This is a genomic window from Brucella pseudogrignonensis (assembly GCF_002252525.1).
GTDB classification, from domain to species: domain Bacteria; phylum Pseudomonadota; class Alphaproteobacteria; order Rhizobiales; family Rhizobiaceae; genus Brucella; species Brucella pseudogrignonensis.
Genome location: NZ_NNRM01000046.1, coordinates 195,422 through 221,830, shown reverse-complemented (window position 1 = coordinate 221,830; position 26,409 = coordinate 195,422). Strand labels below are relative to the sequence as shown.

The window sequence follows — 26,409 nt, the reverse complement described above, 5'->3', positions numbered from 1 at the left end:
TCCAAGTTTTTATCCGCACCCCCACCGGGTCACTTCTCAGCGACAATCAACAGTCTCTGTTTGTATTGGAGCGCCGTCTTTGCCCGTAAGCTCGACTTTGGTCTTAACCGGCGCTTCCAGACCGTACAGCTTCACCTTGCCATTGATGGCCGATACCGCAGCACTTGGATTACCTGCCTGAATGGCCAGAGAGCGCGCCTTCTCGTACTCGTCTAATGCCTGCTGGCGAGTGTAGATCGAATGCCTTTCGGCATGTTCACGGAGTTCTTTGAGCCTTATGGCGACCTTAGGGTTATCGAGAAGCTGGCAAGCCTCAACATATATCCACTGATCCTTGGCATTCTCGCTCACATCATATGACCGGCGATAAGCTTCTGCTGCATTTCCTGTTTCAAAGAATGCGAGAGCAAATGCCTCTTGTTTTGGTGTGAGACTCACGGTTGTATTCCTGATGGGTAAAATGGGGGATTTTTTGTATGATTGGTCAGACACTTGTCAGTCTATTGCCTGTAATTACCGGCGGCATAATTGCTCTACTTGGTGGAGCTGTAGGGCCAGTCGTTACGCACTTCCTGACTTCCAAAAAAGAAAAGACGCGTGAGAGAATTGAGAAATTCGAAGAACTGTTTGAGCTTCTGAGCGATTACGAACAGTGGATCGAGGCTGAGAGGATGAGAATTGTGTGGGGCGAGAGTACTGTTAGGCGTCCTTCACCACTTCTGCGAGCTCAGGCGATCTGTGCGATTTACTTCCATGAGCTAAAACCTCATCTCGCTGACCTAGACAAAGTAGTGGGGCCTTACTTCGTTTGGATGGGCGCCGCTGGCATTCGCCGTATTGAAAAGAAACCGAATATAAATGATGGGTTCAACGACGCCTACATGCCTTATCGTCAGAAGTGGACTGAATGTGTCAAAGCTGTATCTGAGTACGCAACTCGAAAGGGTGACAAGCTTTAGGACGGTATACATCCATCAAAATGAAAATCTCTCCGCATTACCGACGTTGCGTGTGACGCCTGAACTTGTCTGGCAAATGTGTATCCCCGCATAGTTCCATGCTTACTCACCCAAGGTGACGCTGCCCTCAACCGTCTCTTAATTGTCGTCCGGCCTTGGCATCGCCATTGCAGGAAGGGCAGCAGCGGCAGGTGCAAGACTAAGCATTCGCAGGAATGTGCGTCGTCTCATATCTGACCGTCTGATTGATCTACCGGTCTTGGCCACTTGATCCGCATTATGAGGGGAAATCGAACCCCGGAGCGGACGGACGGCTTCTACAGCCTCGAATGTGGCCTTGGTCCAAGCGACCGGCTGTCTCGGATGAAGATACCCGCTCCGCGAATGAAAGCCCAATCAGGCCAGTCTGCCTTAATTGCTTTCGTTCTAATTAAAGCGCATGATGATTATCTCGACAGCAATTGAAACGGGCGCTGTCGTTTAGGGATAAAATCCAAGCCCCAACTGGAGGAGGACTATTATGTCTTCCTATTTTTACCGATCTTACTATGAGCCTGTTTATTCTCGCGTTCTGCGAGAAGCGCTCCGGCGTTCAGGCTACATAATTGATGTCAGTCCCCAAAGAAGAACGGCTGACTTGGCAGCCGCAAAACTTTTGCTTGATGACTTCCTGATCGCCAGACGCGATGAGAAACCGAGCATTTAATATCAATGAGTAGACATAATAGGCTTCTCATTCAGGTCGTCCTCTTTATCGCGTTTATGACCTTATTTTATCTAATTTTGAACGGAAACGTCTTGTCCGCAACGGAGGCGAGTGATGTCTTCCACCTGGTTGAATGCTGTTAACATAACCATGGTTTCGCGATTACTCAGAGAAGCCATGCTGCCGGGCGACTCTAAGAATTTGCGCAACAAAGCCGCACGCTATCTCACACATCGTTTTCAAGACGGTATGTTTGATGAAGGCCGATTGCGTATGGCGTTAAAACAGTTCCTCAAAAAGCAAAAATCCATGGACGTTGCAGTCGATCGATGGGATGATGAAGGCGGCGCATCGTAAACTAATCCGTCTTCTCAGATTGTTGACATGAAAAACCCCGCACTAGGCGGGGCTGTAACCCGGTGACTTAAAAACCTGCGGAAAGAACTGACGGTCCTACAGCTTTTCAAAAGGCAAAGATCAGCTTGCTAATTTACCGGCCACCTGTAGTGTCAACCTATGAAAATCTCGGCTCTGAACGCTTATCAATTCGTTCTAACTGCCGTGCACGTCAATGGAACCCTTTTAGAGCCATTTACGGCTCGCGATTTGCATCGAATTATACCAGGTTGGAGTTATACCGATTATTTCGGCTTTCTGGCCTACAACAGTGACTATAACTTACCCATAGAAGCGGCACTTTTTATCCGAGTAGATCGAGGATCTTATTCCCTCAACAGCTATTCAGCGCCGTCAGCAGATGACGTAACTTCAGAACAGCTCCTGTGATTTCATCTTGGTGTGTGCGGACAATGAAAAAGCTCCGCACGAGCACGGATGAAGAGACCAGAAGGAACAGGATCAGCCTTAATGCGGCCTTAGTTGCTTTAATGGAACATTAGGCGCATGGTGAAGATCGCAACAGCATTTGAAACGGGCGCTGTTACTCAGATACTTAGAGCGTCTGGCCCCGAACAAAGGAGGGCATCATGTCTTCCGACACCAATATTCTAATTTTTCAGCCGGATCGTACGCGCATTCTCAACAGAATTCTTGCGAACGCTAAATACGCCACTGAAAACATGAGACCACTATCAGGTCCTCTCCGTGAACGCTCAAAGATAGTCCTGAAGCATTTCAGAGCTGGGGTGATACTTGATACAGCCCCCGCATTTACTCCATCGACCGAACCATATGCAGCTTTCGCAATCCGAGGGCAGCAAAACAATCGTAATTGAACCAATAACTTTAATTGATCTCACTACGAAACTTAAAAATAGTTATAGAAAGCGATATCATGTCAAGAGGAACTATGCGCAGTAACCGAGAGATTCGGAAACCGAAGAAAGAAAAGTTAGAGACTACTCCTAACTTATCTAAGCCTTCATCCATCCCGCATCGTATCAAAGACACCGAAATCGTCAAAAAATAGAGCGTCTAGATTAAATAAGAACCGCCTATCAGTATCCCTGCTGGGCGGTATTTTGTTATTTTTATGCGCCCCTTGCTTTCAGCTCCGCCGTTCTGATTGGTATGCGAGTCGGCAGTGCTGCTATTCTGGCGCAGCGTTTAACCGATTGCGTCTTAGTTCCTCGGCACCTACTCGCTTCCGTTGAGCGTTCTCTCAAATTAAATATGATGCTTTTCAACAGTATGGAGCGCGTAGTTGGCCCAAACGCTGCGCTTAGCGTCTTCCTCGGTCGCCATTTCAGCTTCGAAATCCTGAGCGAGGGTTAAATATCCGGTCTTGTCTTCGATGTCCGCAGGCGTGTCGAAACCTTGTTCACACTCACCGCAATGGGCATAAACAGTGTTATCAGCCAGGTTTCTGACTAAGTAGAGTAAACCTTGTCTGCACAAAGGGCACTGACCTGCGTGAAAGTAACAATCCATTCCGTATCTGAACACAGGATCATGTCAGGCGAAAGAGCATTTACCAATAATCCAGTTGGTGCTTTAAGAGCGTTTGCACTGCCAGGCAGCAAAATGGGCGCTTGATCGCTTGCTATTTTCACCTGCTTATTCCCAAGTGAGGCCCAATAAGGAGATGACGATGTATCTGAAAACCGCTGTAGTTGCTGCAATAGGTCTAGTCGGGTTATCAACCGTTTCTCATGCCGCGCTTGGTCCAAATTACCAAAGGGCCAAAGAGTTGACGGCGATCATTGAAGCAGTTGCGGAGCGAGTTCCCGCTCATCCTATTACGAAAATCATTTATCAGAAGCGCGATCATTATCAGGTCATCGCTGGACCATGCTCTATTCGAGCAATGATTGTGACGACACCTCAAAAGAAGCAGATTGTCGGGGCTCGGCAGTTTGATGTGAAGCTCTTCCCGCAGCGTTGCGACAAGTAAGTTTCATTTGTTCTTGCAAAAATGGAGATCAGTTCTCATATCATACCGCCTATGAAGTAATTTCTAGCGGTTATTGGAAATGGCTCCAGAGACAGTCACAAAAATTTTAGTCGGAATATTCCTGTTCACCCTAGCATGGAGCCTATACCTGGCTTTCGTCGCGGGGGTGTGATGATCAAATAGCCGATCTTTCGCATACGACGACAACCCCACAGAAAAATTACGCTGCAGAGTGGAGTGCCGAACGGAAACATTGTAGTCGTTTAAATTAGCATATGCTGAATTACCGGGGGATTTGTCGTGTTTGAAGATCAAAAAATCGGGGTTGCTTGTCCGGTATGTGCACATAGGACCGAGAAGACAACAGCTTGGCTTAAAACAAATGATTTACTCACCTGCGGATCGTGTGGAACCGATTTTGTGATCTATAGCGAAAAGCTGTTTTCAGTAATGAAGAGAGCCAAACAGTCTTTTTCGAAATTCACAAAGACCATGCTGTGCCTCGGCAAACGATCAAGAAATATCTGATAAGCAACCTCCATAAAGTGGATCGCCATCGCCATCTCGAAATGAAACATCAGTCCCGCGCCGCAGTCGATGGAATGAACAGCAACTGCTCAATTTGCCCTTCGTCTTTCGTCGCCGAGATCGGTTAAAGAGAAATTTCCATTTGGTTCTTTCTTAACTAGGCCCAGCCTCATGAGCGAGTTGAGCGCCTCGCTTTCTGGATGAAAGCCTGGGAAGAATTTTAAATGATTGAGCAGGGAAACCTGTTCAGTGCTTAAAGATCCACAAGTCACGCGAGAATCCTTGCCTTTGTGTGGGAATAGACAGCGAATTTCACGCGGTCAGTGCTCATCATCAAGGGCTGGTTTCTGAGGCTACTGACAGATTTGTCAGTACCATTTCAGCTTGCAATCCTCCGACCTTGGAAAAGACAAGCCCGTTTTGGCGAGCCTAAACTAAAGTCAACTTGCGCATTCAACTGCTTCGTGTTTTTCCCACACCAAAAAAGGGGTGAGGAAATGCCATTCAGAGACGATGCTTATAAGGGTGTATTTAAACCCGAAGAACTTGCAACGGTTCAACAAGCATACAACCTTTGCTGCGAAATCCTTAAGCGTGATCCCAATACTCATCCCAACAGGGATATTCTAGCGCATTACGTTCTGCGTGCTTTTGAAGACAGTGATGGCGATCCTGAGCTGGCTGCCAAAAGAGCTGCAGAGATAGCAAGGATGCTTGAATAGGGCAGAACTGAGAAACGCTAATCCTAATCTGTTTCACGGCACTGTCTCACATATTATTGATGCGAGCTGTTAACCAAAGAACGCCGATGAAATTGCAAATTCCCCGGTATAGGCGTTCAATACCTTAAAGAACCGGGGGTAATCGCTATGCCATTCAGAACAGCAGGCAGCCGTGGTGCATTCTCACCATCTGACGTTGAATTGCTTCAGAGCGCATATAATGGCGCTAGAGAGCTACTTGGCCATTCTTCCGCCACAGACGAAGAGCTTGACCAGATCGCCCGCCTCATAATTCGCCTTTTTGAAAATGGTGAACGAGATCCCCATATAATTGCAAAGCGCTGCGTCGAAATCAGCAAGCTGATGCCACGAAGATGAGAATACTCTATGCCTTTTCGTTCCGATCCCTTCATAGGAACATACAATCCCGACCAACTGCGTAAACTGCAGAGAGCTTATGACGAGACTTGCAAATTGCTTGGCAGGTCTTCTTTAAGCGAAGCTGAAGCACGAAAACTGGCAAAACGAATATACGGCATCTACGACAGTGGGGTCGAAGACCCGAGTGCTATAGCCCGGGTAATCAAGCATGCCGAAAGCATATAGGTTCAGATTGGCTGACGGCTCAGCAAGATAGTCAACCCAGCGACCAGCACGATTACCCCGAGATACAGCATCTTGTAAGGTGTGGGCATCGGCAACTTAACCGCAAGGTAAGCGAACGGGCTGCAGATAGCTAATGTGAATAGTGCAACGAATGCAGTCAGCATCCAGAGGCCAAAAAAGAAAAGCGGCCATCCAGCCGCTTAAAAGTTTGCTCTTCGCCGTGTACGCAAATCACCTTGTTACAAAATATAGTATATTTCGCTTAAGCGGGCAACTACTTATCGTGTTTTGTAACCCCAATGCACAGCCAATTCCTGGAGACCATCTTTGATATAATCGCTGAAGGTTGTCTTCTGGCGCTGTGTTTTAGCGATGTCCGCTATTTCCATACCCTGACCGACGACTTTTATCATGATGTCGAAGGTTCGCTTGCCCAGAACTGGCAGGCAGTTATTCAAATGGTGCGTAGCCTCCACGACTAAATCAGGCAACGGATCGATTGCTTTACCGCCGTCGACTTGAACGCGGCTATAATCAATCGCTATAGCTCCCTTTGCTCCTGAGCGCTCCCAAAGCATCCGGAATCGTCCTGCCGCCGCCCATTGAGCATCGTTGATGTGTCCACGAGCATACAATGTTCCAACCGCGCTTTCTTTGATGTTCACAAGCGCGCTGACCTTCAACGGGTTTGATCGTGACACCCTGTGAGCGGGATTGTGATACGGATTCGGAACTTGGCTTACTTCGACCTGCGATTTCAGGCTTCCCGGTTCTTCATGCTTGCGTCTTGCCACCTTCAGGGCATCGCGCAGCCTCTTGTCATTTGATTTTCGCTGTTCTGTTATAGCAGCCATGCCTGTTTCCTCATCGCCTGGGGTTATGCTGCTGCCGAAACTGGCAGTATTGGTTCATCTGCTTCTGCGAACTTACGGCTTCGCAGCGCGTCGCAAACTTCATGGACAACCTGCCTACCAGTTAGACGGTTGTACAAATCTCCCGCCATACCCCACCTTGTGAATCCTGATCGGGGGAATTGGGTGAAGTGGCGCCCATAAATTTCTTTGAGTTCGTCGGCCCATAAATAATCGAGCAGGCCAAATGTGCCGGGGTGCCGGTACATGTCTTTGTAGCGTTCAAACTTCCAAGTGCTGGTGTCGGGATAATTCCAGAAATGCTCTCGATCAGAGTATTTGATCCACTCTTGATCTTTTACGCTGCCATCGTCGTTGAACCACTTTTCATGACAGACGATGTGCCACTGGTGGCAACGGCTCGACATGGCAAAGAACTGCTTTTTCAATCGCGTAAGTTTATCGCGCTCGCTCCCGATTTCTTGAAGCACGATTGCGTCAGGAAACACAATTGCCAGATCGCATCGACCCAACGCGCTAAACCCATCCAGCGGCGGTTCATGGAGGCCTTTCTCAGGATGCCTTTGCCTTTGAATTCTGTTTTAGCGTTCACCAAATTCGCGATTAGGAACAGAACCGCTCCCTTTCCCCTCGATAGCAATCTTGCATACTTATTGATGACTGAGCGGCACCCAGATGTAATGTATCAGTTGATCGAAGATTTGCGCAAAGATAGGGCGGAAGCTTCGCCACCTGACGAAAAAATGGCAGCTTGCCTCTAGCCTTAAGCCCCGGCCTTATCGCCTGGGGGTTTGTTTACAGTTTCGACATGACTGTATCCCTTAGAATAAAGCTATACCCAACTTTCATTTCGGCTGAAAACGCCCTTCTGTACGGTGCCGTACATTGATCAGGCGTGGATTTATGAGAAGATGCTAATGCGTAAGGACGTCTCCGCAGACAGGTCGTATGAAAAGCCTCAGCTCGGTAGTGATACCCACGAGCTGGGGCTTTTATTTCAACTCTTGACGTTGCGAGAATGAGCACTAATTTTTCATCTTTTCACAGCATCACATTCCCGGCTTGAGTGCAAAGTGACTAACCCAGCTGGTTCCCTCGGGTTGGGATTTAGCTTCTTTAGCTCTTGACGCTGAATATTTGGGCTTTAAATCGACGTTATTCACCGGATCGAAGCATTGCTCGAGTTGCACCAGTGAGTAACCCCGGTTCATGGCTGCCCGCCTGCCGGGGTTTTCTTTGCAATGATTTTTAGATTGCTCTTCGAACCTGGAAGGCAGTAGTCTGAATTCTGTTCGCTTTTTGACTAGTTCTGAGGAGCGCCAATATGTCCTTTATAATTAAGTTTAATGCAACCGTTCTCGCAGTTCAGTTTATAGTCTATCCCGCTGTTGCAGCAGTTGATTGCGCAGGGGTAGATCAGGAACTAACGAAAGAGCGAAAGACTGAGTACGCGAAAATCATTTCGGACAGCCTCAAAGAAAAGGTCAAACCCGCTAAAGTTGAAGTCGATAGTTTTATGCAGTCAGGCAAATGGACCGTGGTTTATGCCTCCACTCCTGTGGCAGATCCCGGTTATTTTTTCTTTGACAGTAACTCAGGAAAGCAAACATTTAAGGACGTGTGGGGTGGTATGGCTGATGAGGGAGACGGACCTAAACTGGTAAAGTTTGCGAAAGACCTTGGAGCCAACGAGGAAATCGCAGCTTGCTTTTCGAAGGTCGTCATGAGCGATTAGACACCTGAGCATCAAGGTGGTTCCGACGTATCGCCGGTTAGCGCCCGCCTGCGGAGGTTTCTTTAGCTTCACAAAAGTCATCAATATGAATAATAGAAGCCGCGCACCGTCACAAAGCCCCGTGCAAAACTCGGTGCGCAACCCCGGCTCTTGCTTCCGGGGTTTTCTTTTGACCGAAGCCGGATTAAAATTGAATAGCGCAGGTCATCTTCGAGACGCGACTGGCGATCTGCGCAGCCCCGGCTCGTGCTTCCTTCATTCAACACGCCGGGGCTTTTCTTTTGGCATTATTATGAGATGATTAAGCCGCACCAAAGGCCGCCCGTCATAGTTGCCGGAGGTGTGGCCCCGGATTTGACCTGCCGTCGTTCGGGGTTTTCTTTTTCACCTATAATAACTAAAAGATGCAATGTTGTGTAATGTGCGGCACGACGGCCACTCTCTATTTCAAACAGTCAACCGGCAATCGAGAGTGGCCTTTTAACCCGCCAGTAATTTGGCCGTCCGGACATCACAGAAAAACTTAGTTACCAATTCTTCAAGCAGCTGTCAGAGCTCCTGATCTGAGCGTAAAGTATTGGCGGTAATGAATATGCGCTGTGTGCGAACTGGCTGTCTTGCCAACGCTTAATTGACCGGATCGGCTACTGCTTGGGTCAGGCGTCCCATAGAGCGGCAGCTGGCACAACCATCATCTCAGGTTCATCGGGCTGGATAACTCCATCCATGAACGTAGCAGCGCGAGCCCCTTTGAGGGTAATAATTTCCTCACCTTCCGGCGCACCAGATAAAAAATAGCGGTCATCCTGTTACTCCCATCAATACAACACGGGACCGGCGAGGTTTCCGTTCGAGCAGACAAGGCGCATAGCGTAAAAGGCGTCCACGGCGTGACGATATCGTTGCGAGTAACTAGCTCCATAGCGCCGCCGCCGACACCGGATACTGTTGCGCCAAAACCGATACCGGGCGAAGATGGAGCAACGGCAGTTACGTTTGTTCCGGAGGCGACCAGAGCTTGCTCCGAATATTCCGTTGTAGCAGTGAGCCACGACGCGCCATTGTCACTTGATAGCTGAGTATTCAATGACCCACCGGCGTTAACAGGAGCCGCATCAACGAACCTGAAGATTTCGCTATAGGTCGTTCCCGGCCTGGTCTTAGCCGCTTCACGTCAGGACCGTTACCGAAGGATAAAATCCTCGGCAAAGTACGTATGATTTATCTCAGCGAAACACCGGGCGACAAAAATGAACGCTTCAAAGGTTTCCCGCGACTGAAGCAGGCTCAACTTTAGTCAGGATCGCCATTCTTTTTGTTATCGGCTTATATGGCAGACTAACAAAAGGGAGGCTTGATATGAAGGAATATCCGAAAAATACGCCACACGAACTGCGAGTTCGGCTCTCAATCGGCTCGGAGTATTACACCACCTCTATGATAATCGCCCTGCTAATTGAGAAGGGTATTTTTGGCTCTGACGATGTGCAGAAGATAATAGACAAAGCTCCTGCAGAAGTTTCAGAGTTAGTAACTCTTCGGCTGAAGCCATTTCAGAAGTGAAACAACATTCTGGCTGACCTGGTCAAAATCACCATAAACTGGCGGATTGATGTCCGCCTTTTCTTTCTTTTCCATTGTTTTCTCCATCCTTGGAAGTTTTAATCCTCTTGCAGTAGTTCCCCAGGAGGAAGCATGAGCGACAAGATAAAAGCTGAGCATCTCTATCTGAGGTTTGCTCTGTCAGAGGCTCTGAGGGTGATCGCCAAAGACCGTGGACCTGAATACGTCGATGAGATGATCGAGGCGATCTTCCAAGCCAACAATGTTCAGAAGATTATGTTGAGCGCTTTCGACAAGATGCCGCCAAACGATATCGACTTCAATGGCCGCGCTGCGGTGCTCAAAGCACTGGGAGCGGCAAAAGAACATCCTGAGCCGCTTATCTAACGGCTTCACCACAGTCGGGCGATAACTTAACCAGCGCGTATTTTCTGAACTTCGGTTTGACGCTGAGCGTTTCCAACATGCTAATCGTTAGCATGCGAGCACGCGATGTGGGTCTTGTCGCTTTCAAGGAGTGTTACTCCTTCCTTCATCCACGTGCGAGCTACTTTTTGCAAAGGCTCTGACCCTGCAAGTTTGTTGTGGATGCAGTCGCATCGGCAGCTAATCGGACGATCAGGTTATAGTTGCCATTCGTCAGCCCGATGAGATCACCCGCTTTCAGCTATAATCAGAAAACCACTGTTCCAAGGTTAATTGTATTGCCGTTAATAGCAGCGTGTGTCGAATTGTTAGGATCACCATAATAAGCCTGCAATGCAAACGTGCTTTGGCGTGTAATGAACCGTGATAAGTCCATCTCGACAGCGATCATAAATGCCTTGAGCCGAAGCCTTCTCGCCATACTTCGACATCGAAACTGATCGGTTTAGAAAAGGAAATGCAGGTTCGTACCTCAGACCGCTCGGTGATACCTGAGCCATTACTTTGCCATCCCTCACGAGCGAACCTGACGAAAGTCACGAGCTCTCCGTACTGCTCCGCCTGTATCGTAAGCCGCTATTGCAGCGCGCCTGCAGGTTGCCATCGGTATCTAAGCTAACTCCAATCGTGACATGAGCGTTCGATGTACCAGTCGTTCCCGTTATCGCTGAAGTCACAGGCGATGTCGGTGCTCATAGGGAAGGAACTCTTGGCAAGATGGTACCATTCTGATCAGGAACAAATACTTCGGGGCGCTTTTCTTCCACTATGTGAGGTTGCCCTTTTTAACAGGACCGCCATTTTCCCGGAACAGACCTCCCAAGAGTGACCCAAAAACACCATCACTCCCCCACCTGACCCGAAAATTCCTGCTAGAGGTACTTTGCCAGCAGTGCAGCCTGCAGAAGAGTGTCGATTAGCGTATTCAGAAAGCAATTAAGTGCTTTGGTACCGGTTTCTATTGCAGGCACAGGGGTACTAAACAGAGCCGACAAAAAGCCGCTAACAGACGACAGCATTGCTGCCGCCGTGACACTTAAGCGAAAGCATCGTTCTCCGATGTCTGATAAAGAAAAGCCCCGCACTAGGCGGGGCTGAGACGCAAATTGTCGAGAACTTAGCTAACTGGTCGCACACGCCAAGATTGACGTGATGCGCGATACATCAAACCTACAAGAGGTGTCTGCAGAGCCAACCACAACAAGATTGAGAAATACCCTGACCTGTTCGCTAGGAACCCGGCAGAAATAATCAAACTCAAAAGAACGGTTGATAACAGAAGAAACCGCTTACGACGATATTCAGCGCCGCAGCTTGAACATTTCATACCCTCGTTGCAGCTTTCGTTCCCACATCGTCCGCATGCCATCTCAAGTCTCCCAGAATATAACAGGGGGACATTTATCAAAAACAGAAGGGCGTGTCACGATAGCTCAGCGTCGCCGTTCTGATTATGTGCGAGGTTTGGCTATTTGCTATTGCCGCATGGTCTTCAAGATAAGTTAGTCTCATCTTGATCGACGCCTGTGAGCCTCGCATTCCGTTGAGACATTGCCTAGAAACTGTGCTGAAGTGTTTGGCGCTGCGGGAGGATTTACACCTCCTGGCAATCAGGTGGACATTTGCTCGCCTGCTTATTATTGCCCATCCGCTTTTTGAATAATTTAATTGGTTTCAGTTATGTTGTTTTTGCCTTCCCAAGTGAGACCAAACGAGGAGATGACGATGTATTTGAAAACCGCGGCAATTGGTGCAATGGGTCTATTCTGTTTATCGACCGCTTCTCATGCCGCGCTTGCTCCAAACTACCAAAGGGCAAAAGAGTTAACGGCGATCATTGCAGCAGTTGCGGAGCAAGTTCCCGCTCATCCTATTACCAAAGTAATTTATCAGAAGCGGGATCAATACCAAGTCATCGCTGGACCGTGCTCTATTCGGGCTTTGATAGTAACGGAACCTCAACAGAAGCAGATGGTTGGAGGGCGGCAGTTTGATGTGAAGCTGTTCCCGCAGCGTTGCGGCAAGTAAGTTTCATTTTTTCTTGCAAAAATGGAGACCATTTCTCATATCATACCACCTACGAAGTAGGTTCTAGCGGTTATTGGAAATGGCTCCAGAGACAGTAACAAAAATTTTGGTCGGAATCTTCCTGCTCACGCTTGCATGGAGCCTGTATTTGGCTTTCGGTTTGGGCTTGTGACCGTTACATCACTGATCTCTTAAACAGCATGAGAAACCCCACAGAAAAATACCCTGTACAGTGGTGTGCCTGTCAGAAACACTGTAGTCAGTTAGATTAGCATATGCTGAATCACCGAGGGGGTTATCGTGTATGAAGATCAAATAATCGGGGTTACTTGTCCCGTATGTTCAAATAAGACCGAGAAGACTACGACTTGGCTTAAAACAAATGATCTGCTCACCTGCGGATCGTGCGGAATCGATTTTGTGATCTATGGCGAAAGGCTGTTTTCCTGGATCAAACGTGCGCAGCAGGTGTTCTGTCGAGTAACGTTTAGTTTGATTGCGCACAAATAAAATCGGTTGTTTTCTTTTTATACTAGCAGAGCCGACGTGCCGTTCACAAGCGCAGCCTATGAAGGGATATTTACCCCTCAGGAATTTGACTCGCTCCAAAAAGAATATAACCTTTGCTGCGAGATGTTAGGTCGCCTCCCGACCTCGCAGGAAGATAAGGGAGATCTGACTCGTTACGCCAAGAGCGCATTCGACTACGGTGATGCCGACATAAAACTATCGGCAGAGCGCGCACCGAATATGGCAAGAATGCTTGGATGAAGCAGCATATTTAACGCGGCCAGAGCTCGCCAAACTAACCTCCCTGTGCCTTCAATTTATGCAGAAACACGCGCCTATAGGTCAGAAGGTTTCTGACCTTTGGAACCGTTACGTCACTGACAAAGCAGGGCACGCAATTATCGCCACGATGAAACATATTTGAAAGGCATGAAGAAAGGCTTGGGGATCGTGATGGCGAAAGTATTACGAGGGAAGACTGCAAAGCGCACATTGCGGAGCGTCACAAAAATGAATCGCGAAAGATGTTTGCAGAGGCAAGAGCGCCTGACCTGCGCCTATCGTTTCACCTTTTGCCCGCGACTACTGCGCGCGTCCAGCGATTCTCGAATTGGCGTGGCATCGTGTGGATTTGGATAGCAAACTGATCTATCTGCGCGATCCAGGTGATGCAGCCCGCTGAACAGGCAGAGCGATCGTGCCAATCAATGCAACGTCGATGGCCGTTGTGAAAGAAGCCAGAACCGGCGCGATCACTGATTACGTGGTCGAATGGGCCGGTCAGCCGGTCCATAACCTGGAGACAGGAATTGCCACATCTGCGGACAAGGCCTGCTTAGATGGAATATCGGCGCATTTTTTCCGATACACTGCCGCTGTTTGGATGATCGAAGCAGGCATACCGATGGAGAAAATGTCTCAGTTTCTGGGTCACAAAAACTCTGCCACAAGCGGTCGTATGTATACTCGATACCCGCCTTCCCATTTGCGTAAAGCTGCTGAGGCTTTGTAAGCAGGTTTATACGTAGTTCTCTCCGGTTCAAGTAAAACCTGCCAAGAAGAACACAAAATTAAGATAGGTGCGGAGAGGGCTGATATTTAGGTCTCCCTCACCCGTATTTCGAGTTTTTCCGATAGGGGATATATGATGACATTGTAAGGGTCACAGGCTCAATCCCTTTACGCCCACCATTCGAACTCCAGGTCTTAAATTTATCATTATCTTTAAGCACTTAGATGCTTTTCAGCTTTTGGCTTTTTCTCAAGCACATCATCCGGTTCAAGCTTTTCCTGGCTTGCGCGACATTTACTTATGTGCGGACACCACCCAATGTTGCGGAACAAAATTGCATCTGTTGCGTTAACGCGCCCGGAGACGTGCGTCTGAATTTATAGATTTCGGACACTCCAGATTTAGGCGGAGTGAATTTCTTTAATGTTCCATAAAGTGACGTCGGGGCGGTACTGGCGATTAAAATCGGCCACCGATCCTCATCATAACCGAGTCGATGCTCTGTGCAGCGATCTGTCCATGTTTGGTTCAGAAGCTTCCTACAGAAATTACTTGCTGGCAACCCTTGCAAGCCGCCTATTGCTGGAATCCATGCTTGAAACAAGCCACATCGAGGCTCTTCTGCCGCAATGGAACGAACGTAGGATCGAGCCTGATCTGGCCAACGATATAAATGACTTTCCCGATTGCCTGCCGCCTGAGACATTGAAGTTCAAGCGCGCGACGGAGCCGGTCGATCTGCCAACCATTATCGGGACACTCTATGCGCTGGAGGCATCCGCCATCCGGGTTCAGGATCGCGCAGAACAAGTTGCCAAACTCGGCTTCACCAAAGAGTTCGGTGCCCGGCATCTCGACCGACAGATGGCAAACTTGCGTTCATGGCAGCAAACACTTAATTTGATCGATATAACGCCCTTTGATGACGATGACGAAGAGCGCTGCAAATTTGCAGCCATCGCAGCATTCGGTGCCTTTGAGTATAATTATCAAAAGGTCTTCAACTATGTCGCCAGACAGCCCGCTTGATCAGACTGCCTGCGACCGCGAGCCAATTCATATACCCGGGTCTATTCAACCGCATGGAATGCTGCTCATAGCAGAGTTGCAGAGCGGTCTCGTCGTCGGTGGCGCCGGGCAACTGGAAGCCTATTTCGGCGTGGCATGGCCCGGCCAGAACCTCAATGAATTATTGCAATTCGATGTATTGGCGCTCGCCGCAGAAGCGCCGCGAGCCGATGAAATCATTCTGGGTAAGCTCATCATTGGAGAGGAAACCTTCGATCTTCTTGGTCATATCCTCAACGAATATCTGCTGGTCGAAATAGAACCCGCACTGCATTCATTTGTTACGCCTGAGCAGTCCCTGTCTGGTCTTGAGGCGGTGGCTTATCAGTTTGAGGCTGCACCCGACGTCAGGACGCTTTTTCAGAAAGCTGTCGTGGCATTCCGCAAACTGACCGGTTTTGACCGCGTAATGATCTATCAGTTTCTCGAAGATGCGTCCGGCGTTGTGGTAGCTGAAGATGGCAACGACAATTACCCTTCTTTTCTCAACCACCATTTTCCTGCCAGCGACATCCCCAAACAGGCGAGGGCTCTTTATCTCCGCAATCGCGTGCGCGTCATTCCAGAATCGTCTTATGTCCCGGCTCCCCTGAGATGGTACAGTGAAGAACCACAGCAGCCGCTGGATTTGAGCGATTTAGCCCTACGTAGCGTGTCACCCATTCACCTGCAATATCTGCAGAATATGGGCGTTGGCGCGAGCGCATCAGTCTCCATCATCAAGGATGGCGTGCTCTGGGGCCTCATTGCCTGCCACAATGTTGCACCGCTTTCTATGCCATTCGCAACGCGTGCATCAGCCCGTGCGCTGGCCGCCAGCCTCGCCCGACAGATGAAATCGAAGGATGAAGCAGAAAATGTCCGCGAGCGGTTGCGTCTGCGTGCGCATGAAGACCGGCTGGTCGAAGCACTCCTGATTAACGCACCACTCGAAGAACGCCTTGCCGAAACAGCCGATAATCTGCGGCAGATGATGATTGCGGATGGCTTTGCCGTGGTTTCCAATGGAAAGCTTGCGGCGCGGTCCGGTGCATCGCCCGATATTTCCGATCTGCGCATTATCCTTGATCTGGTCCACAACAGGTTCAAGGACGGGCTGTTTCATTCGCATGAAATGGGTCGTCATAAAGATCTGCCGCAACATATCATTCCGATTGCCAGCGGCATCGCCGTGTTGAAACTGCATTTGGATGAAGATGTATTTCTTATCTGGTCGCGCGCCGAAAAAGTGCAGATCGTCGAATGGGCCGGCAATCCTCATAAGGATACGTCCGGTTCTGCCTCAACACCTCTCACGCCACGCGCCTCGTTTAAAGCCTGGTCGGAAGAAGTGCATGGTCGCTCACGCTATTGGAATTTTAATAAGATCGATGCGATGCATCGCATTAGCCGCGTCATTCATGAGGCCTATCAACGCCGTCGGATCGACAAGCTGAACCGCGAATTGCAGCGTACTCTGGAACAGCAGGATAAGCTTCTGGAACAGAAAGATTTTCTGATGAAGGAAATCAATCACCGCGTTCAGAACAGTCTTCAGCTCGTTTCGACCTTCCTTGGTATGCAAATGCGGGAAACCGACGATCCGTTGATTACGCAATATTTGACGGATGCCCGCAGCCGTATTGCCGCGGTGGCACTCGTCCACCGCCGTCTTTATTCCGACAGCTATGTCGGCTCAGTTGATCTTGCCCGCTATCTAGACGAACTGTCGAACGAACTGTTTCAATCGATGGGCGAGGAATGGCGCAGCCGCCATACAAGCAGGCTCTCGCATGTGCTGATCAATGCCGACCGTGCAATCAATATCGGTCTGGTCTATTCCGAGCTTGTGACCAACGCGAATAAATATGCCTATGATGGTTCGCCGGGACCAACCTGGGTTACGCTTGATCAGCATTTCAATCAGGCGCGTCTGATCGTGGCTGATAATGGAACGGGCAAGACACGAAGCCGTGTCGGCTTTGGCAGCAAAATGCTCAATGCCATTGTGTTGGGACTTGGTGGCGAGATGGAAGAGCTCAACAACGATCCGGGTCTGAAAGTCGTGGTCACAGTCCCTATCGAGCTCTAAGTTCAGACGGCTGACATTACGCCAGCCGTCTGATTTTCATTTTTGCAGGTCAGAACTGGGTTGTGAGTCCCACCATAAAGGTGCGTCCGCGCCCTGTTTTGTCAGCCATTTCACCCGATACAGCTGGGCTATACGCCACATCCGTCAGGTTCTCGACGTTCATGAAAGCGGTTGCGTGTTTGTTGAACTTGTACGAGGCATAGAGATTGTAAAGCGTATAGGCTTCCTTCTTCTCGGTATCGCCAAATCCAACTGCGTAGCGACTGCCGCCAACATAATTCATCGTGGCACCAACCGTCAGAGCTTCATCAAATGCACGAACGCCGACATCGGCGGTAACATAGTCTTCCGGCAGAAATTTCGAGTCGCCATTGCCGATGCCTGCACCCCAGCCAACTGGCTGATCGTTGGTTGCATGGGTATAAGACAAGTTCACATAGGCAAACCGCGCATCATAACCGCCTTCGATTTCGAAGCCGCGTGAGTGGGTGGTTCCGGGCACATTGACCCAGATTGCCCGTTCATACGGATCGCCCGGCAGGCTGATGATATTGTTGACGATATAGTTTTCGATATCGTAGCGGAAGTAGTTCACCTTCAAGCGCAATGCATCGCCTGCCAGCAATACGTCATCTTTAATGACATTCGTGCCGAACTCCCATCCGCGAGACTTTTCCGGATCGAGGTAGAAGTTGGAGAACTGGCCACCACCAATGCCAGCGCCGATTGGAACCAGTGCCCAAAGCGCTTCGCGCGCCGATGGAGGCCGGAACGTGTGAGCATAGGTGACGTAGGGTTGCAACCAATCCAGCGGCTTGGCGGAGAGAGTAATCTTCGGATTTAACGCATTTTCACTTCGTGACACATCGACATTACCGCCCGTTGGTGGGCAGAAACCGACATTGGCGGTGCAAGGACTTTGGTGCCCACTCAGGGTCCAGTAGTCGTAATTTACCCCTGTGCTCAGCTCAAAGATGCCGCTCGACAAAGTAAGGTCTGTGAATGCACGCGCTTTTTGCATTCTGCCGGGAGGGTTTGCCCCACGATAATTATTGACCTTGTAATCGTCCGAAGAATAGGCCGCGCCATATTCCCATCGCGCACTGATTGCGTCGGTGATGTCAAAGCGGCTGGTGTTCGTGACATCGAAACCATAGCCATTATCACGCGTCTGGCGCTGCCGATAAGAACCGCCGGTCGTCGGATCGTAAGACATATCCGTGCGGTTATAATAAGCGTTGACCTTCAAATCGATCCAGTCACTATCCGGATTATAGGTATAGTTGGCCGTGTAAGTGGAGTTCGTTACGCCCCACTCATAGCCCGAAACCAGAAAGTGGTTCTTGTACCATCGTGCGCCGAGTTTCAGATCATGCACATCGTCTGGCTGGAAATGAAACTTCAACAAACCCGAACCCGGCTTGTTGCTCGCATCCGGCGTATTGTAAACACCGTCTCCTCGGCGGTAGTTTTCGCGATCGCTATAGCTGAAAGCACCAACAATCGACGCCGTTCCCGACCCAGGGATATTGGTCCTTGCGCCACCGGCAATCATGCCTGAAAGCCCGAAGCCGTTATTTCCGGCCTTCATGATTGTCTTGACGCCCTGATCCTGTCCTTCAAGGACCACATCTTCAAAATCAATCGTCCTGAAATTGACCGCCCCGGCAAGCGATCCCATACCATGGGCACCGTTTACAGCACCGCGCTCTGCACCCACGCCCGCTAGAAGGTTGGTATCGATATAGAGCAGTTCTCCACCGGTCGAAGCATGACCTGCGGTGTTTCTGAACATCTGCGGCACACCATCAATCATGGTATTGATGCGACCATCCGATTCAAAGCCACGAATATTAACCGCAACACCCGGCTGGCTCGATGAGATACGCGTGAAAGTGCCGGGCATGGAGCGAACGATCGCGTTTGCATCGCCACCGTATTTTTCCTGCACGATATTGCCATCGATGACGCTGACACCGCCCGGCGTCAGATAAGGCGCGTCCATGTCCACGCCTGCACTGATGATAATCGGCTGAAGCTCTACAGAGCCTGGAACCTTCTTGTCTTGTGACTTGTCGCCCGCTTCTGCACTCTGCTGTGTACCGCCCGCCGATTGCGCATAGGCAGCAGGAATGCCCGCGATGAATGCGCTATAGGCAACACCGAGTAAAAGAATGCCGTAGTGTTTTGAGTGTATTTTTTTCACTGTTTCCTCGCGAAAGTGGAAATCAGTGGCTGGCTACCTGAGAACTATCGCTTGCTGCTGATATGCGTGGTCGGCCTGCAGACGTTGCAGTTTATAGGCTGACAATTTTCAAAGGTAAAGATTTGCAATGATAACGATCACTGCAAATAAACCAGCATACGCTACCCAGAATCCATCTCCCTCGACAAATCGATGAAGCGCCGTCTTCCGACTATTTTTGTTATACATGATCTTACCCGCCGACAGGGATGCCCCCGCCGCAACCTCTAGTTAACATGATAATTAGAGTCAAGTTAAATTACTTAAATATGCTCTGCAAATTTCAGATACAAAGACTTGGCGGCATTCAGTGTAGCTTGAAAAGAAATAACATCCTGCATTGCAAAATGCATTGCGGCCCGCACCTCAATTATGAAAAGAGTGAGAAGCGCGTCCTGAAAATGAGAAACCGTTTTCAGGTAAGATGCGCGTTGAAAGAGCGCAGGAAATGATGCTTTTCAGCGCGCACGCTCAAGGATATCCTGCCGCACGTAGCGACTGTTAAGGGCCAGTGAATGAACGAGAATTTCGTGTCAGTCGATGAAGAGCAGGAACGCGCACGCGTGGCCTGGCTCTATTTCATTGGCGGCCAGACCCAGCAGGAAATCGCGCAGCGGCTCAACATTACCCGGCTAAAGGTCAACAAGATCATTGGTCAGGTTCGTGAGTCGGGTCAGATACAGGTCAAAGTCAGCCTGCCGCTTGTGGATTGTATCGAACTGGCGGAGAAGGTCGCGGCTCGCTACGGCTTAGCCGATGCCGTTGTGGTGCCGGATCTTGATGACTATCTGGAGCAGAAACGTGTGATCGGTGAAGCCGCCGGAACCATGGCAAGCGAGCTGATTGCTGGGCGGGACATGGGAGTGGGCATTGCCTCGGGACGCACTTTAAGTTTTGCGGTCAGAAATTTGCGTTCGCGTCCCAAACCTGAAAGCTGGGTCGTCAGCCTGACGGGGGGCGTGACCAGCGGCTCCTCTACCAACACATTTGAAGTTGCAACCGACTTTGCGCGGGCGCTCGGCGTGGAGTGCCATTATCTCACCGCCCCGATCTATTGCGCCAACCGCGAAAGCCGCGATGCAATTCTTTTGAGCGACGAGCTGACAGACGTTCTGGCCCGCACCGAAATTGCAGATATCGGCCTTGTCTCTTGCGGCGCACTAACATCAGAAACCTCACTCACCCACATCCGCGTGGTGAAAGATAACCTCGATGCCGTGCTGAAGCTTGGGGCGGTCGGTGAATTTCTGGGGTATTTTCTTGATGCTCAGGGGCGTCCGATTGACCATTTCCTCAATGATTCAATCATTGCCCTGCCACCGGACAAGCTCAAACTCAAACCCGCATCGGTTCTGGTCTCGGGTGGGGTGAACAAAATTCCGATTATTCGGGCCATTCTGCGCGGCGGTTATGTCAATCGTCTCGTCACCAATGAAGGCGTCGCCCGCGCATTGTTACAGGGGCCGCGCTAAACACGGCCCCCTGTGCTACTTGATTAAGCCTTAGCTTGAAGCGCTTCTGCCATGGCGCGCAGAGTTACGAATGTAGACGCTGCACCCGGATCAATATGACCGATGGAGCGCTCGCCAAGCTTGGCTGAACGGCCACGGCGCGATTCCATTGCAGCCGTCGCCTTCATACCCGCTTCCGCACCATCGCGTGCCGCAATCAGTACGTCGAGCGTGGACTTGCCAGCCTTCGCAGCTTCATTCGCAGCCTCAACCGCCGGAACCCATGCATCGATCATCGTCTTGTCACCCGGTGCCGCGCGGCCCCGATCCTGGATGCCTTGCGATGCGGCGGCTAGCCATTCAGCAATGCCCGTACCGTCAAGGTTCAGACGATTGCTGACAGCCGTACCCGCACGCAGGAATGCCGTTGCATAGAGCGGACCCGACGAGGCACCAACCGCATCCAGAAACGCCTTGGCCATGCGCTTGCAGATGGCTTCAATGGTTTCATCGCCCTGCTCGTCTTCAAGCGCATGTTGCACGGCCTTCCAGCCGATTTCCATGGTAATGCCGTGATCGCCATCGCCAATCACGCCATCGAGTTCCGAGAGCCAGTTCTTCTCGGCAATGATCTGATTGCCGACATTCATCATCATCGCCTTGAAAAGCGCAGGTGTCACATCACCCTCGGTGATGAGCTTGCGCGGCGTGTCCGTGACAGCTTCTTTGTGTTCAGCGCTGCGCTGCGCCTTGCGATGTGAAGCCGGTTCACGATCGCTTGCCTGCACGGCGCCCACCGTTAGAGCTGGCGTATGGCATGGATGATCGAGTAGCGTCTGCAACGTCGCATCAAGCTTCATCAGCGTCACCGATGCACCCGCCATTTCGAGCGACGTCGCATATTCGCCAACCCATGAGGCGTGAATCTGAACGTCCCTGCCATCCAGAATCTGCTTCACGCGGCGGAAAATCAGGTAAAGCTCGACATGCGTGGTCGCGCCAAGTCCGTTGACCAGAACAGCAACGCGATCACCAGCCTTGAGCGCCAGTTCTTCAACGACCGAGGCCATCAGTTCATCAGTCACTTCATCGGCAGGCGCAAGCTTCTGGCGGCGGATGCCCGGCTCGCCATGCAGGCCCATGCCGATTTCCATCTCATCGTCACCGATGGAGAAATTCGGCTTGCCGGTCTGGGGCAGCGAGCAAGGGCTCAATGCCACGCCCATCGAACGGGTCGCTTCATTGGCAGCCTGCGCAAGCGCTTCAACACGCGGAAGGGATTCACCCAGATCAGCTGCAGCACCAGCAACCTTGAACACGAAGAAGTCGCCAGCAATACCGCGGCGCTCCGACTTGCGATCAAGCGGTGCCGAGGCCACATCATCCGCAACCGCGACATGACGCACATCCATGCCATCCTGCGCGAGTTCTTCCGCAGCCATCGTGAAGTTGAGAACGTCGCCGGTATAATTGCCATAGAGCATCAGCACGCCCGCGCCGCCATCCGCAGCCCGTGCCGCTTCTGCAATATGAGCAGGCGATGGGGAGGCAAACACGTTACCAACAGCTGCCGCATCGGCAAGGCCGCGCCCGACATAGCCTGCAAAAGCTGGCTCGTGACCTGAACCGCCGCCGACCACAATGCCGACCTTGCCTTCGCGAGGACCATCGACGGCCACAACTGCACGACCCGTTTCGCCTTCAACACGCAGCATGTCCGGATGCGCGCCGACCATACCTTCGATCATTTCTGCAATGATGTTTTCCGGCGCGTTGATCAGCTTCTTCGTTTTGACTTGTTCATTCATATTTCTGGCTTTCTAAAACGTGTCAGGTCGTCAGATCAGTGGGCATCCCGGCGCAGATAACGACGCGATATGGCATCGAACGAGATGGCCAGCACGACGATTGCACCTGAAACAATGCCCTGCCAATAGGGGGAGACACCGAACAGAACGATAATGTTTTCAATAATAGCGATGATACCTGCACCGAGGATCGCACCAATCGGGCTGCCGATACCACCCGTTGTGGCAACGCCACCGATGACGGATGCAGCGATCGGAGCCAGAACCCAGCTGTCGCCAATCGACGGCTGTGCCGTTCCAAGACGCGCAACCATCAGCACGCCTGCAAGGCCTGCAATGGCACCGGCCACACCGAACACCATAAGACGCACACGGTCCACGCGAATGCCCAGCATACGGGCGCCGTCACGATTGTTGCCGATGGCATACATATAACGACCAAACGGGGTTTTCAGCATCACGAAAGTCGCGACCAGCAGTGCAACAAACATGATGATGAATGGCACTGGCACGCCGAACAAATCACCACGTCCGAGATATTGCACATCACGCGGAATGCCGGTGATAGCAACACCGCGGGTCAGCACCAGATTGGCACCGCCGAAGATGCCCGCCGTACCAATGGTGAGCACCAGTGAATGCAGGCGGAGGAAGGTGACGAGGAAGCCGTTGAACAGACCAAGGCAAAGGCCAAGCAATATTGCCAGCAGCATTGCCGAATAAGGCTCAAAACCCATCCGTACCATCAGAATGCCCGAAACAACGCCGGAAAGACCACCGATCACGCCGAGCGACAGATCGAGCTCGCCCAGCACCATCAGCATCGACTGTGCAATGGTGATGAGGCCGACAAAGGCGAGACCGCGCGCAACAACCGACAGATTGTAAGGTGTGAGAAAGTAGGGTGAAAGGATCGCCGACAGGGCAAAGATCACCAGAAGCGCCACAAACACACCGGCCAGCGGCGTGCGGATGAGATTGGAAAAGGGATTAGTTTGCATCGGCTTTTACCTCTGTTCCAAAGATCGCGCCCACGAGTGTTTCATTGTTGGTATCGGTGGTGGAGAACTCACCGGTGATATGGCCGTTATGCATGGTGATGATACGGCTTGCGCATTTCTGCAGTTCGTTGAGTTCCGAGGAGACGAGGATGACACCGACGCCTTCTTCGGCAAGATTTTTCATGATGCGATAAATCTCGGACTTGGTCCGGATATCGATACCCTTCGTCGGCTCATCAAAGATGAGGACGCGCGGACGCGTGGCCATGGCGCGACCGATAATGGCCTTCTGCTGATTACCGCCCGAAAGCTGCGAGATGCGCTTGCCCATTCCAGACGTGCGGATACCGTAATCATCGATGATCTTCTGCACGATATTGCGTTCACGGCGGTCGGAGATACCCAATTTGCCGCTGGTCAGCGACAGCACCGAAATGCCGATATTCTCACGCAGTGACAGAAGCGGCAGAATGCCGTGATGTTTGCGCTCTTCCGAAAGATAGAGCATACCGCCGGAAACCGAGCGCGAGGTATCATTCAGTGCCCAGCTCTCGCCTTCCACCTTCACCTGGCCCGCTTTGGCTTTCAAAAAGCCAAAGATCGTCTGCATCACTTCGGAGCGTCCAGCGCCCACCAGTCCGGCGAAGCCGAGAATCTCGCCTTTGCGCAGATCAAAACTGATGTCTTCAAAACGCGATCCCGAAAGACCGCGCACTTCCATGATGGTTTCAGTGGTAGGCTTTGACGGACGGAAATGCTCATCAAAGGAAAGATCGCGGCCAGACATGGCGCGGATCAGATCAGCTTCGGTAATATCTTTGATATGACCGCTTTCGATTTTCGTACCATTGCGCAGAACGGTATAATCATCGCCAATCTGGAAGACTTCTTCCATCTTGTGGCTGATGAAAACAATCGCATGATCGCGATCGAGAAGACCACGAATAACCTTGAAGACACGTTCGACTTCAACGCGCGTCAGCGAAGATGTCGGCTCATCAAGGATCAGCACCTTCATCTGCTCATTGGTGCAGGCACGCGCAATCTGCAAAAGCTGCTGATCGGACACAGAAATATTGGCAACCAGATCATCCGGCTGCGCTTCGATGCCGAAACGGTCGAGATAGGATTTTGCCTCTTCCATCAACGCCTTGCGGTTGACGAGAAAGCCGCCATGGCCGGTTCGGCTGAATGGCATGAACAGGTTTTCAGCGACGCTCATCTGTGGGAACAGCGTCAGCTCCTGCGGAACATAGGCGACGTTTTTATAGAGCGCAGGATCAGCGACAGGATCGCGACCATCAATCAGCACCTGACCGCGCGAAGCGCTATCGGTTCCGGTCAGAATTTTTACGAGTGTTGATTTGCCGGCGCCGTTTTCGCCAGCAAGAATATGCGTGCGACCGAGCTCGATTTTCAGGTCAACACCATCCAGCGCGGTTACGCCCGGAAAGTCCCGGCCTAATCCGCTTGTTTCAAGATAAGCCATGATGGACACCTTGGAAAACTATCGACGCGTGTCCGGCAAGCCGCCAGTCAAAGCCGATAGTACAGGAAAGAATGGAGCACGGGAGAACCCGTGCCCCTGCAACAAGACCAGAACGGATCAGTTGCCTACGTTTTCCTTGGTAAGGAACGCATTGCCGGTGTCGATATAGCCAGGAACCGGAGCACCGGTTGCCTGTGCCCAGAGCGTCATCACCGACCAGTAACCCTGAAGTTCAGGCTGCGATGCGGATGAGCTGTCAGCCACGCCATTGCGGATCATGTCGAGCATTTCCGGCAGGTTGTCGAGGCCGACCAGCGTGACCTTGCCCTGCTTGCCAGCTTCAACGATAGCCTGACCGATGCCGATCGGACCAGCCGCATCCGAAGCAACCCAGCCCTTCAGGTTTGGATTGGCCTGCATGATGGCTGCTGCCTGCTGCTGTGCGATTTCGATGCTGTCATTGTCGATGCCTTCAGCAACAACCTTGATGCCCGGATGTTCTTTGAACACTTCGCGATGGCAATCGGCGCGGATCGAATGGTTCGGTGCGGTAGGCACGCCCATCATGATTGCGACTTCGCCTTCACCACCCAGCACTTCGACCAGACGACGGGCAGCAATTTTAGCCTGCTCGCAGAAATCTGAACCGATATGCGTGATGGTCATGCCTTCAGGTGGCACGGAGTCAAACAGCACGAGAGGAATCTTCTGTCCCTGTGCTTCTTCGAGCGACGCACGGTTGCCCGACGGATCGAGCAGATCGAGTGCAAGACCATCCGGACGGGTGGCAAGTGCGCTGTCGATAATCTGGTTCTGCTGAACAACGTCTGCACTCTGTGGTGCCGAGTAGACGATTTCAACATTGGCGCCAGTCTGCGCCTTGAGCGCAGCAGCGGCCTGCTGTGCGCCTTCATTCACCTTGTCAAACCAAGGATGAACAACCTTTGGCACGATGACGAAACGATAGCTGTCTTTTTTAACAGTACCCGGAGCGTCCTGCGCCATGGCCGTAACAGGCAACGAAAAGGCAGCAACAGCCGCCAGCATAGCAAGCTTATTCATTAATTCCTCCCTTGGAAATCAGACGAAACTTCCTCCCGCCTGACTGCTTGAAAGATCACCCGGGAAGGCTCCTCTGCCTCCAGCCCATAGCGAACTCTCATTCTGAATACAGATGTATAATTAAAATTACAAGAGTAATTGTCTACCTATTTGGGAGGTGTGGATAGCCATCCGCACAACTTACCCGACAGAGC

General features: G+C 51.1%; 20 protein-coding genes. 12 read left to right on the top strand and 8 right to left on the bottom strand.

Annotation, left to right across the window (positions count from 1 at the left end; genetic code table 11):
• Positions 1-36: 36 nt before the first annotated feature.
• Complete coding sequence (locus tag CEV34_RS22585) at positions 37-438, bottom strand: terminase small subunit (protein ID WP_094544601.1); 402 nt, start codon at positions 436-438, stop codon at positions 37-39.
• A 38-nt stretch (positions 439-476) separates the two neighbouring features.
• Here CEV34_RS22585 and CEV34_RS22580 point away from each other — a divergent pair, with 38 nt between their 5' ends.
• The 5 genes from CEV34_RS22580 (at position 477) to CEV34_RS26860 (ending at position 5,268) form a co-directional block, all read left to right on the top strand.
• Complete coding sequence (locus CEV34_RS22580; RefSeq protein ID WP_094544600.1) at positions 477-959, top strand: YtxH domain-containing protein; 483 nt, start codon at positions 477-479, stop codon at positions 957-959.
• Between the two features lie 820 nt (positions 960-1,779).
• Positions 1,780-2,022, top strand: a complete 243-nt coding sequence (locus CEV34_RS22570) for a hypothetical protein (protein WP_094544598.1) — start codon at positions 1,780-1,782, stop codon at positions 2,020-2,022.
• A gap of 629 nt (positions 2,023-2,651) precedes the next feature.
• Positions 2,652-2,900 (top strand): hypothetical protein, encoded by a 249-nt coding sequence (locus CEV34_RS26865; protein ID WP_143853490.1) that lies wholly within the window; start codon positions 2,652-2,654, stop codon positions 2,898-2,900.
• An 815-nt stretch (positions 2,901-3,715) separates the two neighbouring features.
• On the top strand, positions 3,716-4,018 hold the full coding sequence (locus CEV34_RS22555; protein WP_094544595.1) for a hypothetical protein: 303 nt from the start codon (positions 3,716-3,718) through the stop codon (positions 4,016-4,018).
• A 1,025-nt stretch (positions 4,019-5,043) separates the two neighbouring features.
• On the top strand, positions 5,044-5,268 hold the full coding sequence (locus CEV34_RS26860; protein ID WP_143853488.1) for a hypothetical protein: 225 nt from the start codon (positions 5,044-5,046) through the stop codon (positions 5,266-5,268).
• An 884-nt stretch (positions 5,269-6,152) separates the two neighbouring features.
• Here the strand turns inward: CEV34_RS26860 and CEV34_RS27150 are convergent.
• Both CEV34_RS27150 and CEV34_RS26845 read right to left on the bottom strand, forming a co-directional pair.
• Complete coding sequence (locus CEV34_RS27150) at positions 6,153-6,728, bottom strand: hypothetical protein (RefSeq protein ID WP_094544591.1); 576 nt, start codon at positions 6,726-6,728, stop codon at positions 6,153-6,155.
• Between the two features lie 23 nt (positions 6,729-6,751).
• Positions 6,752-7,216, bottom strand: a complete 465-nt coding sequence (locus CEV34_RS26845; RefSeq protein ID WP_143853482.1) for a hypothetical protein — start codon at positions 7,214-7,216, stop codon at positions 6,752-6,754.
• An 854-nt stretch (positions 7,217-8,070) separates the two neighbouring features.
• On the opposite strand from CEV34_RS26845, the gene CEV34_RS22525 reads away from it, so the two are divergent.
• The 6 genes from CEV34_RS22525 to CEV34_RS22485 all read left to right on the top strand — a co-directional run bounded on the left by CEV34_RS22525 (position 8,071) and on the right by CEV34_RS22485 (position 17,159).
• Positions 8,071-8,481: a hypothetical protein gene (locus CEV34_RS22525; RefSeq protein ID WP_094544589.1), complete on the top strand. Its 411-nt coding sequence runs from the start codon at positions 8,071-8,073 to the stop codon at positions 8,479-8,481.
• 1,695 nt (positions 8,482-10,176) lie between these two features.
• Entirely contained in the window at positions 10,177-10,431 is a 255-nt protein-coding gene (locus CEV34_RS22520; RefSeq protein ID WP_094544588.1) for a hypothetical protein, read from the top strand.
• 1,764 nt (positions 10,432-12,195) lie between these two features.
• Positions 12,196-12,498: a hypothetical protein gene (locus tag CEV34_RS22510; RefSeq protein ID WP_179253626.1), complete on the top strand. Its 303-nt coding sequence runs from the start codon at positions 12,196-12,198 to the stop codon at positions 12,496-12,498.
• A gap of 1,207 nt (positions 12,499-13,705) precedes the next feature.
• A complete protein-coding gene (locus CEV34_RS22495) occupies positions 13,706-14,020 on the top strand; it encodes a tyrosine-type recombinase/integrase (RefSeq protein ID WP_143853480.1) in 315 nt (104 codons plus the stop codon).
• Positions 14,021-14,539: 519 nt separating this feature from the next.
• On the top strand, positions 14,540-15,049 hold the full coding sequence (locus CEV34_RS22490) for a heme oxygenase-like domain-containing protein (protein ID WP_094544582.1): 510 nt from the start codon (positions 14,540-14,542) through the stop codon (positions 15,047-15,049).
• Positions 15,027-17,159 carry a histidine kinase dimerization/phosphoacceptor domain -containing protein gene (locus CEV34_RS22485; RefSeq protein ID WP_210199590.1) on the top strand — a complete coding sequence of 711 codons (2,133 nt, stop codon included), beginning with the start codon at positions 15,027-15,029 and terminating at the stop codon, positions 17,157-17,159. Before CEV34_RS22490 ends, CEV34_RS22485 begins: the two co-directional genes overlap by 23 nt.
• 49 nt (positions 17,160-17,208) lie before the next feature.
• Here the strand turns inward: CEV34_RS22485 and CEV34_RS22480 are convergent, their stop codons facing one another.
• Positions 17,209-19,365 (bottom strand): TonB-dependent receptor domain-containing protein, encoded by a 2,157-nt coding sequence (locus CEV34_RS22480; protein WP_094544580.1) that lies wholly within the window; start codon positions 19,363-19,365, stop codon positions 17,209-17,211.
• A gap of 554 nt (positions 19,366-19,919) precedes the next feature.
• Between CEV34_RS22480 and CEV34_RS22475 the strand changes: the two genes are divergently transcribed.
• Entirely contained in the window at positions 19,920-20,876 is a 957-nt protein-coding gene (locus CEV34_RS22475) for a sugar-binding transcriptional regulator (protein ID WP_007877209.1), read from the top strand.
• 23 nt (positions 20,877-20,899) lie between these two features.
• Here CEV34_RS22475 and dhaL read toward each other — a convergent pair whose 3' ends face one another.
• From dhaL to CEV34_RS22455, 4 genes are all read right to left on the bottom strand, one after another.
• Complete coding sequence (gene dhaL, locus CEV34_RS22470) at positions 20,900-22,663, bottom strand: dihydroxyacetone kinase subunit DhaL (RefSeq protein WP_094544579.1); 1,764 nt, start codon at positions 22,661-22,663, stop codon at positions 20,900-20,902.
• Positions 22,664-22,698: 35 nt separating this feature from the next.
• Entirely contained in the window at positions 22,699-23,664 is a 966-nt protein-coding gene (locus tag CEV34_RS22465; RefSeq protein ID WP_094544578.1) for an ABC transporter permease, read from the bottom strand.
• The gene (locus CEV34_RS22460) at positions 23,654-25,153 is read right to left on the bottom strand and encodes a sugar ABC transporter ATP-binding protein (RefSeq protein WP_094544577.1); all 1,500 of its coding nucleotides are present in this window, start codon (positions 25,151-25,153) and stop codon (positions 23,654-23,656) included. The genes CEV34_RS22465 and CEV34_RS22460 overlap by 11 nt, the downstream gene beginning before the upstream one ends.
• Positions 25,154-25,270: 117 nt before the next feature.
• The gene (locus CEV34_RS22455) at positions 25,271-26,215 is read right to left on the bottom strand and encodes a substrate-binding domain-containing protein (protein WP_007877220.1); all 945 of its coding nucleotides are present in this window, start codon (positions 26,213-26,215) and stop codon (positions 25,271-25,273) included.
• Positions 26,216-26,409: the final 194 nt, after the last annotated feature.

Coding starts and splice junctions, on each gene's coding strand:
- CEV34_RS22510 (WP_179253626.1), top strand. CDS start 12,196: ATGTATTTGAAAACCGCGGCAATTGGTGCAATGGGTCTATTCTGTTTA.
- CEV34_RS22525 (WP_094544589.1), top strand. CDS start 8,071: ATGTCCTTTATAATTAAGTTTAATGCAACCGTTCTCGCAGTTCAGTTT.
- CEV34_RS27150 (WP_094544591.1), bottom strand. CDS start 6,728: ATGGCTGCTATAACAGAACAGCGAAAATCAAATGACAAGAGGCTGCGC.
- CEV34_RS26860 (WP_143853488.1), top strand. CDS start 5,044: ATGCCATTCAGAGACGATGCTTATAAGGGTGTATTTAAACCCGAAGAA.
- CEV34_RS22455 (WP_007877220.1), bottom strand. CDS start 26,215: ATGAATAAGCTTGCTATGCTGGCGGCTGTTGCTGCCTTTTCGTTGCCT.
- CEV34_RS22460 (WP_094544577.1), bottom strand. CDS start 25,153: ATGGCTTATCTTGAAACAAGCGGATTAGGCCGGGACTTTCCGGGCGTA.
- CEV34_RS22475 (WP_007877209.1), top strand. CDS start 19,920: ATGAACGAGAATTTCGTGTCAGTCGATGAAGAGCAGGAACGCGCACGC.
- CEV34_RS22580 (WP_094544600.1), top strand. CDS start 477: ATGATTGGTCAGACACTTGTCAGTCTATTGCCTGTAATTACCGGCGGC.
- CEV34_RS22485 (WP_210199590.1), top strand. CDS start 15,027: ATGTCGCCAGACAGCCCGCTTGATCAGACTGCCTGCGACCGCGAGCCA.
- CEV34_RS22490 (WP_094544582.1), top strand. CDS start 14,540: ATGTTTGGTTCAGAAGCTTCCTACAGAAATTACTTGCTGGCAACCCTT.
- CEV34_RS22520 (WP_094544588.1), top strand. CDS start 10,177: ATGAGCGACAAGATAAAAGCTGAGCATCTCTATCTGAGGTTTGCTCTG.
- CEV34_RS22555 (WP_094544595.1), top strand. CDS start 3,716: ATGTATCTGAAAACCGCTGTAGTTGCTGCAATAGGTCTAGTCGGGTTA.
- dhaL (WP_094544579.1), bottom strand. CDS start 22,663: ATGAATGAACAAGTCAAAACGAAGAAGCTGATCAACGCGCCGGAAAAC.
- CEV34_RS22570 (WP_094544598.1), top strand. CDS start 1,780: ATGTCTTCCACCTGGTTGAATGCTGTTAACATAACCATGGTTTCGCGA.
- CEV34_RS26865 (WP_143853490.1), top strand. CDS start 2,652: ATGTCTTCCGACACCAATATTCTAATTTTTCAGCCGGATCGTACGCGC.
- CEV34_RS22465 (WP_094544578.1), bottom strand. CDS start 23,664: ATGCAAACTAATCCCTTTTCCAATCTCATCCGCACGCCGCTGGCCGGT.